At 70.3% G+C, this 11,976-nt stretch carries 10 protein-coding genes; 3 read left to right on the top strand and 7 right to left on the bottom strand.

Translation table 11 applies throughout. The features are described 5' to 3' along the window. Positions 1-21: 21 nt before the first annotated feature. From rsmG to rpmH, 7 genes are all read right to left on the bottom strand, one after another. On the bottom strand, positions 22-819 hold the full coding sequence (rsmG, locus tag AC08OP_RS12480) for a 16S rRNA (guanine(527)-N(7))-methyltransferase RsmG (protein ID WP_476614342.1): 798 nt from the start codon (positions 817-819) through the stop codon (positions 22-24). A 293-nt stretch (positions 820-1,112) separates the two neighbouring features. Then, positions 1,113-3,005, bottom strand: a complete 1,893-nt coding sequence (locus tag AC08OP_RS12485; RefSeq protein ID WP_476614343.1) for a hypothetical protein — start codon at positions 3,003-3,005, stop codon at positions 1,113-1,115. Positions 3,006-3,018: 13 nt separating this feature from the next. Beyond that, entirely contained in the window at positions 3,019-3,573 is a 555-nt protein-coding gene (locus tag AC08OP_RS12490; RefSeq protein ID WP_462187257.1) for a Jag family protein, read from the bottom strand. 129 nt (positions 3,574-3,702) lie between these two features. Next, complete coding sequence (gene yidC, locus AC08OP_RS12495; RefSeq protein WP_476614344.1) at positions 3,703-5,091, bottom strand: membrane protein insertase YidC; 1,389 nt, start codon at positions 5,089-5,091, stop codon at positions 3,703-3,705. Positions 5,092-5,103: 12 nt separating this feature from the next. Next, a complete protein-coding gene (yidD, locus tag AC08OP_RS12500) occupies positions 5,104-5,634 on the bottom strand; it encodes a membrane protein insertion efficiency factor YidD (RefSeq protein WP_476614345.1) in 531 nt (176 codons plus the stop codon). Further along, on the bottom strand, positions 5,631-6,002 hold the full coding sequence (gene rnpA / locus AC08OP_RS12505) for a ribonuclease P protein component (protein WP_476614346.1): 372 nt from the start codon (positions 6,000-6,002) through the stop codon (positions 5,631-5,633). The genes yidD and rnpA overlap by 4 nt, the downstream gene beginning before the upstream one ends. Before the next feature lie 41 nt (positions 6,003-6,043). Further along, entirely contained in the window at positions 6,044-6,181 is a 138-nt protein-coding gene (gene rpmH, locus AC08OP_RS12510; protein ID WP_011438902.1) for a 50S ribosomal protein L34, read from the bottom strand. 886 nt (positions 6,182-7,067) lie between these two features. Here rpmH and dnaA point away from each other — a divergent pair. The 3 genes from dnaA (at position 7,068) to recF (ending at position 11,898) form a co-directional block, all read left to right on the top strand. After that, positions 7,068-8,750: a chromosomal replication initiator protein DnaA gene (dnaA, locus tag AC08OP_RS12515; protein WP_476614347.1), complete on the top strand. Its 1,683-nt coding sequence runs from the start codon at positions 7,068-7,070 to the stop codon at positions 8,748-8,750. 720 nt (positions 8,751-9,470) lie between these two features. Then, positions 9,471-10,679 carry a DNA polymerase III subunit beta gene (dnaN, locus tag AC08OP_RS12520; protein ID WP_476614348.1) on the top strand — a complete coding sequence of 403 codons (1,209 nt, stop codon included), beginning with the start codon at positions 9,471-9,473 and terminating at the stop codon, positions 10,677-10,679. Position 10,680: 1 nt separating this feature from the next. Next, positions 10,681-11,898 (top strand): DNA replication/repair protein RecF, encoded by a 1,218-nt coding sequence (gene recF, locus AC08OP_RS12525; RefSeq protein ID WP_476614349.1) that lies wholly within the window; start codon positions 10,681-10,683, stop codon positions 11,896-11,898. The last annotated feature ends 78 nt before the right edge of the window (positions 11,899-11,976 follow it).

An 11,976-nucleotide genomic window follows, 5' to 3' on the forward strand; every position in this document is an offset into this window, starting at 1 on the left:
CCCTGGCCCGCCGACGCTGTTTCACGTGGAACGAGACTGTCCACGTGTCGGCTGGTCACGACCGACCTCCCGTGATCGGAGTGAATCCCGTGACGTCCGTCTGACCTGTCTGCCATCGTGCCGCTCACCGTCGCCGCGCCCTCCCCTGCTCTCGGCCCGGGTGCGCTGGGATGAACGTACGGCCCGGAGGACACGGGCGGGTTCCTCCACCCGCCCCTCCCCGCACCTCACGACATCCACGGGATGCCAACCCTGAGTTCCGAGACCGCTGCGCGCGTCCTGCAGTTCCTCCAGGATCCGTGAACCGCGCATCGCCAGCATGACACCACCTGGTCGCAGCATCGGAAAGAGGATTGCGCCCAGCCGCTCCAGGGGAGCGACTGCGCGGGCTACGGCTATCCCGAATCTACGACCGTCCGGGCCGATTCCGGCATCCGGCGCGCGGCCACGTACCACAGAAATCTGGTCCTCCAGACCTATGGTCGCCACAACCTCGTGCAGGAATCGGCACCGGCGTTCCATCGGCTCGAGCAGCACCACCCGCAGATCCGGGCGGGCGAGCGCCAGCGGGATACCCGGCAGCCCCGCGCCGCTGCCGACGTCCACGACATCGGCCTGCGCCGGGACCACGTCGGCTAGGACCGCGCAGTTGAGTACGTGGCGGTCCCAGAGCCGGTCAGTCTCACGCGGACCGATCAGCCCGCGCTCGACCCCGCCGGTCGCCAGCAGCTCGACGTAGCGCGCCGCGGATCCGGTCCGCGTGCCGAAAATCTCCACCGCGACGGGGGGCACCTCGGGGGCATCCGGGAGACCCGTCATGGCCGGATCCCCCGCCGTGCCATGCGGCCAGCCCGCGCCGGCCGGGCCGCCTGCGTCACCTCGACCGGCCACAGCATCGAGCCGAGCCGGGTTGGGCCCGTGGGCATCGCCAGGTGACCGCCGGCAGCGGGCGGGTGGGAGACCGGATCCGTGGACCCGGCCGGACAGGGCGAGAAAGCTGGGCAGGACGAGAAAGTCAGAAGACCGCGCACCCGACAAGCATCCCCGCCGACCTCGAGGTGCTCGCGCCGCCACCCCCACGGGAGGCACGGTTCCGGCCCGGGGGACGGATGTCAGGTCGTCCGGTCGGACACCACGCTCCGCTGCGGCCGATCGAGTCGCGGGGCGGCGCCGGCGCAGCGATCGAAGACGGTCAGCGTTCCGGTGAGGGGGAACTGCCAGCCACGGCCGGCGCACCACCCCGCCCGGGGCAGCGCGGCCAGGTCGGGCGCGAGCGCCGGCCGCTCCGCGTCGAAGACGAAGACGAGCAGCCGGGTCGGCGGGACCCGGCGGTTCGCCAGCTCGCCGACCAGGGAGGTACCCGCAGCGCCGAAGAAGATCGTGTCCTGCCGTGGTACCCGGGCCGGTAGCCGCCCGGCGCCGGCACTGGGGAGAGCGGCCGGCTCACGCGCCGGGTCGTCACTCGCCTCCATCGCGTACAGCCAGCCAGGCCGGGCGAGGCGGCCCCCGACCACCACCAGGTCTCCCGGGCGGTGCAGCTGCCGGGCCGCGATGGCCGCGTCGACCATCCGATCGAGGCCACGAGTCCGGTGCCGATGATCCCAGAGCTGCCCGCTTCCCGACAGCGAGGTTCCCAGGAGCGGGACACCAAGCAAGATGATCACTGCGAGGCCGGCCAACGGCAGCACGGCGGTCGGAGAAATCGTGTTCGCGCCGGCGCTCGACGTCGGCGAGACACCGGAAACATCCAATCGTGACTGCTCGGTGACGGTCCTTCCGGTAGGGAGGGTCGGGGTCGCGGCCATCGGTGCCGGTACGGCCGGCTGAGGCCCGACGGCGGGGATACGAGGTCGCACCGCCGCCACGAACAGGACCACCAGCCGCCGGGCGCCCACCACGATCACAACGACGATCAGCGGCACGACGAAGAGGTTGGTCCGGGTCGGCCCGAACGGCCAGTACCGCGCGGCGCTCGCTCCCAGCATCAGCACCTGGGCTCCGCCGAGCACGGTGAGGAGCAGCCTGCCGTCCGGTCGTCGTGCCAGCACGAGGACGCCGGTCAGGCCGGCGATCGACACCGCCACGGCGAGCAGCACCGAGACAACCGGTCCCCCGGGCACCGTCGCATGGATGAGGCTCGGGTCGAACCGGTCGATGCCGGGCGGCATACCGGTGATGAAGGCTCGCATCTGATCGACGATGAAGCGTACGGCCTCGACCGGCCCACGACCGGCGATGAACTGGCGATCCCAGTAGTCGCCGCGACGCTGACTGGACTGGTGCCCGATGAAGAACACGGTGTGCGCCACGCTGATGGCGACCGCGGGCAGGCATTCCACCAGTCGCCAGCGCCGCGCCGGACCGCGCCATACCTCCGCGGTCGCCAACGGCAGCACCAGAAAGATCCCGGGCACGGCGGTCAGGGCCAACAGGCCCGCCGCGGTGCGTCGCAGGAGCCGGGCACGGGAGAACCCGCCGGTGACAGGTTCAGGCTGCGGGGACAGCGAGGGCCGCGGGGACAGCGAGGGCCGCGGAGATGATCCGGTCGACCAGGCGAGGACGATGCAGACGGCGGCCAGCGCCTCGACGGAATACGGCTTGAGTTGGGTCGCGAGATCCAGGAAGGTCACGTTCAGGCACAGCCAGCACGTGGCGAACACCGCCGCGACCAGGCCGGTGAAACGGCGGGTGAGCAGGACGATCGCGGCACCGAGCAAGGGCACGGCGAGATACCCGGGAAGCCGGAGCGACCAGCTGTGCCAGCCGAGGACCTCGCCGGCCACCCGGGTCAGGCCGAACCAACCCAGCGCCGAGGGGGTGTTGGCGACGGTCAGCTCCGGCCAGAACGAGGACGCCGGTTCGCTGACGAAGTGGGCGCGCCAGATCTCGTCGTACCAGAAGGGTCTGGTCAGATAGGCATGCAGAATGCCGAGCACGGCCGCCAAGCCGACACCCACAGCGGCGGCCAGCACGGCGGAACGCGCCGGCCGCCACCGACCCGCCATCGGTCGGCGCCGGTCAGCCGAGAAGGATGACCACCCGGCGGCCGGGTTCCTCACCCTCGGACTCACTGTGCACGCCGTCGATCCCGGCAACGGTGTCGTGCACCACCTTGCGCTCGAACGGCGTCATGGGAGCCAGCTTCTCCGGCTCACCACGCGTGATGGCGCGCGACGCCGCGGCGATCGCAATCTTGCGAAGCTCGACCCGCCGCCGGGCGCGATGGCCGCCGACGTCGAGCATGAGACGGCTGCGGGTGCCCGTCTTCTGGAGCACCGCGAGCCTGGTCAGTTCCTGCAACGCCTCCAGCGTCTCGCCGCCCGCCCCGATGAGCTTGTCCAGCCCCTCGCCTACCACGGCGACGACGGCGCGGCCGCTCTCGACGTCGAGGTCGAGGTCACCGTCCATGTCGACGATGTCGAGCAGACCCTCGATGTAGTCGGCGGCGATCTCGCCTTCCAACTCGAGATCGGACAGACGCCGATCCTCCGTGCCGGCAGTCTCGTCCGAGGGAGCGTGCTCGTCGGAGACTCCGGCTCCATCCACAGCCAGTTCAGGTGCCGAACCGGTCATCAGCGACTCTCCAGGGGAACGGGGGCGGCGGAGCAGAGATTACGGGATGCCGCCACTCGATGACGAAATCGGGTCGGCAGCCTGCCTGTCGGTCGGTTGGTCGGTTGGTCGGGAACGGCGTCTCCCGGATCAACGCCGCCCACCGGGCCGCTTGCCCTTGCCGCGCCGTTTCGCGGGTCGGGAGCCGCCGACCTGGCGCCGCACTCCGGCGGGTACGGGTGCCGGCCGGGGCGTGCTCTCCCCGTCGGAGGGTGCCGTCGGCCCGCTCGCCGCGCTCTGCCCGGCATTCTTGCCCGGGGCGTTCCTGCGGCCCGCCGCGCTGGTCTTCGCCTCCGCGCTCCGCTCCGTGGATGCGGCCGTGGTAGCGGCGACGCCGTTGTCCGAGACGCCACCGCCCGAGACGCCACCGCCCGAGACGCCGTTGGCACCGGGACCGGCCGGCGCCCCCGCCTTACCGCTCTTCGGGGTCACCCCCGCCTTCGGAGTCACCGCAGTACGGGTCGCGGTCGAGGTGCCGTTACGGGACCGGGTGCCGGGGGGAGCCGTCGAGGACGTCCGACCGGCCGCCGCGGCACCGGAATCGCCGCCCTTGGTCGGGGTCACCGAGGCAGACCGGGGGCGGTTCTTCGACTTCGCCCCGGCTCGGACACCGGGAGCCGGCCGAGCGGGGGCGACGGCGCCGTCGGCGGCCGGACGGGCACCGGGCAGCCGGCCGTTCGCATCCTCGGTCTTGATCGGCGGCATCTTCTTCATGATGAAGAACTGCTGGCCCATGCTCCACAGGTTGGTGGTGAGCCAGTACAGCAGCACGGCGATCGGGAAACGGAAACCAAAGAAGGCGAGCATCAGCGGGGAGCCGTAGAGCAGCGCCTTCTGCACGATCGCCTGCTGCGGGTCGACCGGACCGGTGCGGGCCATGATCTGGCGCTGCGTGAGGAAGGTCGTAAGACCCATCAGCACGATCAGGACGATCGCGAGAATCCTGACGTGCGTGCTGTCGACGCCGAGGAAGCGCGAGAAATCGCCATCGGAGGTGAACTTGCTCGCCAACGAGATGCCGAACACCTTGGCCGAGGCGATCTGCTCCACCTGGTCCGCGGAGAGCCCGACCCGGGGACGCCAGACCAGCGAGTGGTTCGGGCCCTCGTTCATCGGCGCCAGGTGGGTGAACACGTGGAACAGCGCGATGAACAGCGGGATCTGGAGGAAGATCGGGAGGCAGCCGAGAAGCGGGTTTCCATGCTCCCGCTGCAGCGCCATCATCTCCTGCTGCATGCGGGGTTTGTCGTGCCCGTACTTCTCCCGGATCTCCTTGATCCGGGGCTGCATCACCTGCATCGTCCGCTGCGACTTCACCTGCTTGACGAACAGCGGGAAGATCAGAATACGGACGCAGACGACCAGCAGGACGACCGAAAAGGCCCAGGAGAAGAAACTGGCAGCACCGAAGATCGGCGCGAATCCCTGGTGAAAGAAGACGATCGCGTTCGCCGCGAGGTGGTATAGGGGATCCAACAACAGTCTGACTCCTCACACCCACGGTCCGCGACCGGAACCGGCGATCTCGGCCCGCGCCCCCCGGCTGGGAGACGGAGGACCATGCCTGTGGACGGGCGGTACGGCGACGACCGGATCGCCCGCGCTCCGACCGTCGGGAGACCTGCCGGGGTCGGCCATCGTGCCCCTGGGTCTCCGAACGATTCCCGGAGCCGGATCCGTTCCCGGCACGGGGTCGTACCCGCCGGCCGCAAACGGTTGGCAGCGCAGCAACCGGGCGACGACGAGGGCACCGCCACGCATACCCCCGTGGCGCCGCACCGCGGCCAACGCGTAGGCGCTACAGGACGGCTCGAACCGGCACATGCCGGCGTTGCGGGCCGACCAGCCGGCTCGGTAGAGCCGCACGAGCCCGATAAAGGTCCAGGCCAGGGGACCGCGTACCGCGCCGTCGGCGTTGCGGGCGACCCGCGGCAGACGGCGCCACACCATCCGGGAGGCCAGCAGGAGGTCGACGACGGCCGCCGTGGCCAGCAGCACGACCAGCACCGTCCCGGCGGTCATCGTCCACACCCATCCGGGCGCCTGGCATCCGCCGGCCGGGCCACCCTGGCGAGCGCGGCGTCCAGCGCACGGCCGAGCTCCGCGGAGCTCGCCGTCGCCGCATCGGGCAGCGCACGCACGACCAGCATCGTCCCCGGCGCGAGCGTGTCCAGCCGAACCCGTACCTGTTCCCGCAACCGGCGCCGCACTCTGTTACGCACGACCGCCTTCCCCACCCGACGGCCGACCACAAAGCCGGCCCGTGCCGGACCGCCGCTTGTTGTCCACAGACTGTGGACAACAAGCGGGCCGGATCGGGTTCGCCGACCCATGGTCCCCACCCGGGCATGCTCGTCCCGGGTTCGGACGCGGGAGCCCTCAGGAAGCATGACCGGCAAGGGGTACCAGCAGGACCAGCGGGACCCCGCCGTCAGGCGGAGAGCTCGCTGCGGCCCTTACGACGGCGGGCGGACAGGATCGCGCGGCCCGCGCGAGTCCGCATGCGCAGTCGGAACCCGTGCGTGCGGGCCCGCCGACGGTTGTTCGGCTGGAAGGTGCGCTTACTCACGTGAGAACTCCGTCTACAAGATGGACGCGGGCGGTGATCTTCGCCGCCGAGGGGGGAGTGGGCCGCACCACACGGCCCGGACAAGCAGATCCCACGACAAACGAAGCGGTCTAACACCGCGGTTCGGCCCAGCCTACACAGGGCGGTGCCTCGGACGGTCCGGCGGCGAGGGATCGCTGCCGGGCAGGGGGGACCTTCGGCGATCCGCCGACCCCGTGCCCGCCGGCCGCGGCTGGCCGCACCACCGTCATCCGGCCATCGCCCGGTCGCCACCAGGCCGACCTTGCCACAACGGCACTACACCGAACGCCAAGACGCGAGCGCACCGCGACCGCGGCCGCGGCTAGCCGGCATCCGTCCGGCGGCCGTGGAATGCCACACTGCCGCAGCGGGCCCTCGGCGCCTCCGACGATGGGGCAGGGACGCGGCCCGGCCGCCGCGGGTACGTTCCGGCCCCGGCACGGCGGCTCGGGCCGCACCTTACGATCCTGGTGGCAACGTCTCACTCGGGGCGGGCACCAGACGGCGTCAGGTATGCCCGCGTTCGGTGAGAACGACCGGCTCGGTGCACTCTGACCTGTGGAAAACGCCTGTGGAGAGGGCGGTCGGCGGAGGGGCCAGGGCGGAGCGGGGGGACCTGGAGCGGATTCAAATGACCTCACTGATACAGGTTCATCCCCGGGAACGAGCCGGTTGCGCCACGCCGCATGCCGTGTCGTGTCCATGCACAGGTTGTGGACGACGATGTGGAGAACCATCGCGACGAGGCCCCTCGGTCGCTCGGTGGCCGGGGACCACATCACCAGCCGCATCAGCCGCGACGCACCTCCAGCACGCGGGGAGCAGCACCACCCGCAAACCGTACCGAACTGCCCGAGGAGCCCCCGTGTCCAACCTCCGCGCCGACTCCGTCGCCGGTCTGCCGTTCGGGGACGAACCTTCGGGTGACCCGGACCTGGCCGCGGTGTGGAGCCAGGCCGTCGCCGGGGTCGCCGACGGCACGCTGTCCGCCCAGCAGCGTGCCTGGCTGCGGCTGACCCGCCCCCTCGGGCTCGTCCAGGACACGGCTCTGCTGGCCGCGCCGAACGAGTTCACCAAGGATCTCCTCGACTCGCGCCTGCGCCCCTTCTTGTCCACAGCGTTGTCCACAGCCTATGGGCGGGAGATCAGGGTCGCGGTCACCGTCGAACACCTGCCCGATCCGGAACCGATGAGCGGACCGATCCGGATCGTACGGCCGGTGGACGCCAGAGGCGACACCGCACCGGGTCAGGGCTCGGGCCCCGCCTCCGGTTCGGCGTTGAACGCGGATGCCGGATCGGGATCGACCGACACCGCCGCAACCCCGGTGCCGGGGGCGAGACCGGGCTCGTCGGCGGCCCCGGCATCAGCCGCTCCGGCACCGGCACCGGCACCGACGGCACTGGTGAACGGCGAACTGCCCTTCCCCGACGCCACCGAGGGAACACCACCGGTACGGGTCAGCGCGGGTCTCGGACGCGATGCGGCGCCGCACGAGACCGAACCGGCCCAGGCCCGGCTAAACCCCCGCTACATTTTCGAGACGTTCGTTATCGGCGACAGCAACCGGTTCCCCCACGCGGCAGCGGTGGCCGTCGCCGAGGCACCCGCGAAGGCCTACAACCCGCTTTTCATCTACGGGGACTCCGGGCTCGGCAAGACTCACCTTCTGCACGCGATCGGCCACTACGCACTCAAGCTCTACCCGAACATGCGGGTGAAGTACGTGAGCTCCGAGGAGTTCACCAACGACTTCATCAACTCGATCCGGGACGACCGCCAGCAGGCGTTCCAGCGACGCTACCGTGACATCGACGTCCTGCTTGTCGACGACATCCAGTTCCTGGAGAACAAGGAGCGGACGCAGGAGGAGTTCTTCCACACCTTCAACGTCCTGCACGACGGCGAGAAGCAGATCGTGATCAGCTCCGACCGCTCGCCCAAGCAGCTCTCGGCCCTGGAGGACCGGCTGCGCAGCCGCTTCGAGTGGGGACTGATGACCGACATCACCCCGCCCGACCTCGAGACGCGCATCGCCATCCTGTCGAAGAAGGCGGCCACGGAGCGCCTGCCGGTACCTCCGGACGTCCTCGAATACATCGCCACGCACATCGAGCGCAACATCCGTGAGCTGGAGGGGGCGCTGATCCGGGTCGCGGCCTTCGCAAGCCTGAACAAGTCCCACGTCGACCGCACGCTCGCCGAGATCGTGCTGCGTGATCTCATCCCCGATGCCGGCAATCCCGACATCACGGCCGCCGCAATCATGAACGCAACGGCGGCGTACTTCGGCGTCTCGATGGAGGACCTGTGCGGCACCTCACGTAGCCGCGTGCTGGTCACCGCCCGTCAGATCGCGATGTACCTGTGCCGGGAGCTGACCGACCTGTCGCTACCGAAAATCGGCCAGCACTTCGGGGGTCGGGATCACACGACGGTCATGCATGCCGACCGCAAGATCCGCGGTCTGATGGCGGAACGACGCGCGATCTACAACCAGGTCACCGAGCTGACGAACCGCATCCGTCTGCAGGCCCGGCAGGCCTAGCGCCGCTGCCCGCTGCCACCGCCGCTGCCACCGCCGCTGCCCACCGCCGGGCAGCTCGGTTCCTCCTATTCCCCCCGGCCGGAACGGTCCTGCGGACCGATGGCTGCCGCCCGACGGCGGGGCGTGACGCCTCGCCGGGTGTCACACATGGCGCATGGACCGGACGCCGCGGGGCAGGACTCCCCCGAACGACCACGGACAACCGGGGACAACCGGGGACAACCGCACCGAGCCCACTGGGTGGTTCCGCCCACAGCTTGTGGAAAACGTTGTGGACAGCCTGCGGTCGGGACCGTGGAGTGGCAGTGGACAGCCTGTGGACAACTCGGGGACGGCCTGTGGAGGGACAACGTGGTCCTTGTGGACGCAGATCGGGCCTGGGGATAACCACTGCGCGCATGCACAGATCCACCCACAAGATTTGCACCGGCCGACAACCCCTCTGACCTGCGGAAACAGCAGTTATCCCCAGTATCCACACCCCCTACTACTACGACCAACTAGATTTTTCTAAGAATGATCAAAAGCTCTTAGTACTAGGGGGTGTGGACAACGGCTCGAGCCCGGAGCCGAGCGATCTACGTGCCGCGGCTGGACCCCGGGCAAGCGCCCGGAGCGCGGCCGACCGCTCGTCGGCGTCTGCTGGCACTCTGAGATGCTGGTCGGTGTTCCCTGCGGGGTGACTCCGAACAACCGGAGGGAACGACAGGAGGCCTAACCATGAAGTTCCAGGTGGAACGGGACGAATTCACCGAAGCGGTCGCCTGGACCGCACGCACGTTGCCAAGCCGGCCGACCACCCAGTTGCAGGTGCTCTCGGGCCTGCTCCTCGACGCGACCGGACCGATGCTCAAGATCGCCGCGTACGACTACGAGGTGGCCGCCCAGTGCACGGTGCACGCGACCGTGTCGGAGGAGGGGCGCGGGCTCGTCAACGGCAAGCTGCTCGCGGAGATCACCCGGGCGCTGCCCGCGGCACCGGTCGATCTGGGCATCGACGGCACCCGTTTGATGATCACTTGTGGCAATGCTCGGTTCGCGTTGCCGATGCTGCCGGTGGACGACTACCCAGCCCTTCCGGCCATGCCCCCGATCACGGGGCACATCGAGGGATCCGCGTTCGCTGCGGCGGTCTCACAGGTGGCGATCGCGGCCGGTCGTGACGACACGCTGCCGGTCCTTACCGGGGTCCGCATCGAGATCGAGGGGGACACCCTCACCCTCGCCGCGACCGACCGTTACCGGCTCGCCGTCCGGACGCTGAAGTGGCGGCCGTCGGAAACAGCCGCCGGGCTCGGTGTGGGCGGTGTGGGCAGCCCCCCGCCCACACCGCCCACACCGGTCACGGTCGCCCTCGTGCCGGCCCGCACCTTGCTCGACACCGCGAAGTCGTTGTCAGGTTCGGGGGTGGAGGTGTCCATCGCGCTCGGGACGGGGCCCTCCGGCGAGACGCTGGCTGGTTTCGCCGGCTCGACCCGGCAGACGACGACCCGGTTGCTCGACGGAAGCTTCCCGCCCTACCGCAAGCTGTTGCCGGACAGCTCGCCGTTGATCGCGCAGCTGGAGATCGCCCCGTTGCAGGAGGCTGTCAAACGGGTGGCGCTGGTCGCTGCGAAGACCGCACCGGTGCAGCTGACGTTCTCCCCGGACCACCTCGTGCTGGAGGCTGGAACGGGCGGTGAGGCGCAGGCGACGGAGACCCTCCCGGTGACCTACGACGGGCCGGAGCTGTCTGTGGCGTTCAACCCGTCGTACCTGCTCGACGCGCTCGGGGCGCTGGAGTCGGACGTCGTACGGGTCGGTTTCGCCAGCGCGGAGGACCCGGCGGTGGCGGCGAACAAGCCGGCGATCCTGACCGGGAAGGCCGACGACGACGGCGAGGTCCCCGACTACCGGTACCTGCTGATGCCGATCCGCCTGCACGGGTGACGTGCACCTCACGCACCTGTCCCTCGTCGACTTCCGGTCCTACCCAGCCCTTGACCTGACGCTGGGTCCGGGAGTGGCCACCTTCGTGGGTGGTAACGGCCAGGGGAAGACCAACGTGATCGAGGCGATCAGCTATGTCGCCACGCTGGCCAGCCACCGGGTCGCCGGGGACGCCCCGCTGGTCCGTGACGGCGCGTCTCGGGCGGTCATCCGCGCCAGGATCGTCCGGGGTGACCGGGCCGCGCTGGTGGAGATCGAGATCGTTCTGGGAAAGGCGAACCGGGCCCGGTTGAACCGGGCTCCCGTCGCCCGGCCGCGTGACATCGTCGGTCTGCTGTGCACGGTGCTGTTCGCCCCGGAGGACCTGGCCCTGGTGAAGGGGGATCCGGCGCAGCGTCGTCAGTTCCTCGACGAGCTGCTGATCGCCCGGACCCCGAGGATGGCCGCGGTCCTCGCCGACTACGACCGGGTCCTCAAACAACGATCGACCCTGCTACGCACCGCCGGGACGGCCCGGCGAGCCGGGGGGCAGGGAGATCTGCGCACCCTCGACGTCTGGGACGGGTACCTGGCCACGCATGGCGCCGAGGTGCTGGCCGCGCGGTTGGCACTCGTCGATGCGTTGCGGCCGGCCGTGGCTGCGGCGTACGAGGCCGTCGCCGGCGCCGAGTCCGCCACCGCGCTGGACTACCGTTCCAGCGTCACCCTCCCGGACACCTTGCCTGCACCGGGTCCACCGGGTCCACCGGGTCTAGCGGGTCTAGCGGGCCAGCCAGAGCAGCCGGGCGCAGGTCGGCCGGGTCCGGCGGCACCGGATCGGACCATGCTGGCGGAGGCGATCCGCGCCGATCTGGAGGCCGCCCGGCCGCGGGAGGTCGAACGGGGGATGACGCTGGTCGGTCCGCACCGCGACGATCTACTCTTGTCGATCAACGGGCTCCCGGCCCGAGGCTACGCGAGTCACGGCGAGTCTTGGTCCCTCGCCCTCGCGCTCAAGCTGGCCTCGTTCGACCTGCTGCGTGCCGATGACCGCGAGCCGGTCCTGCTCCTGGACGACGTTTTCGCCGAACTGGACACGCGTCGCCGCGGTCGGCTCGCGGAACTCGTCGCCTCCGCGGAGCAGGTACTGGTCACAGCCGCGGTCGAAACCGACGTTCCCACGGAGCTGACCGGGGTGCGGTACGCCGTCGCCGACGGAGAGGTCCAGCATGCCCACTGAGCGCCCAGACCCCCGGGACCATCCCACCGCGTCCGGGTCCACCGCGTCCGGGTCCACCGCGTCCGGGCGGTCCCGGGG

Source organism: Frankia sp. CeRuru1, from assembly GCF_977966315.1.

What these genes read in the sequence shown, in the direction of transcription:
- rsmG (WP_476614342.1), bottom strand. Translation starts at nt 819, where the DNA reads ATGACGGGTCTCCCGGATGCCCCCGAGGTGCCCCCCGTCGCGGTGGAG.
- AC08OP_RS12485 (WP_476614343.1), bottom strand. Translation starts at nt 3,005, where the DNA reads ATGGCGGGTCGGTGGCGGCCGGCGCGTTCCGCCGTGCTGGCCGCCGCT.
- AC08OP_RS12490 (WP_462187257.1), bottom strand. Translation starts at nt 3,573, where the DNA reads ATGACCGGTTCGGCACCTGAACTGGCTGTGGATGGAGCCGGAGTCTCC.
- yidD (WP_476614345.1), bottom strand. Translation starts at nt 5,634, where the DNA reads ATGACCGCCGGGACGGTGCTGGTCGTGCTGCTGGCCACGGCGGCCGTC.
- rnpA (WP_476614346.1), bottom strand. Translation starts at nt 6,002, where the DNA reads ATGCTTCCTGAGGGCTCCCGCGTCCGAACCCGGGACGAGCATGCCCGG.
- dnaN (WP_476614348.1), top strand. Translation starts at nt 9,471, where the DNA reads ATGAAGTTCCAGGTGGAACGGGACGAATTCACCGAAGCGGTCGCCTGG.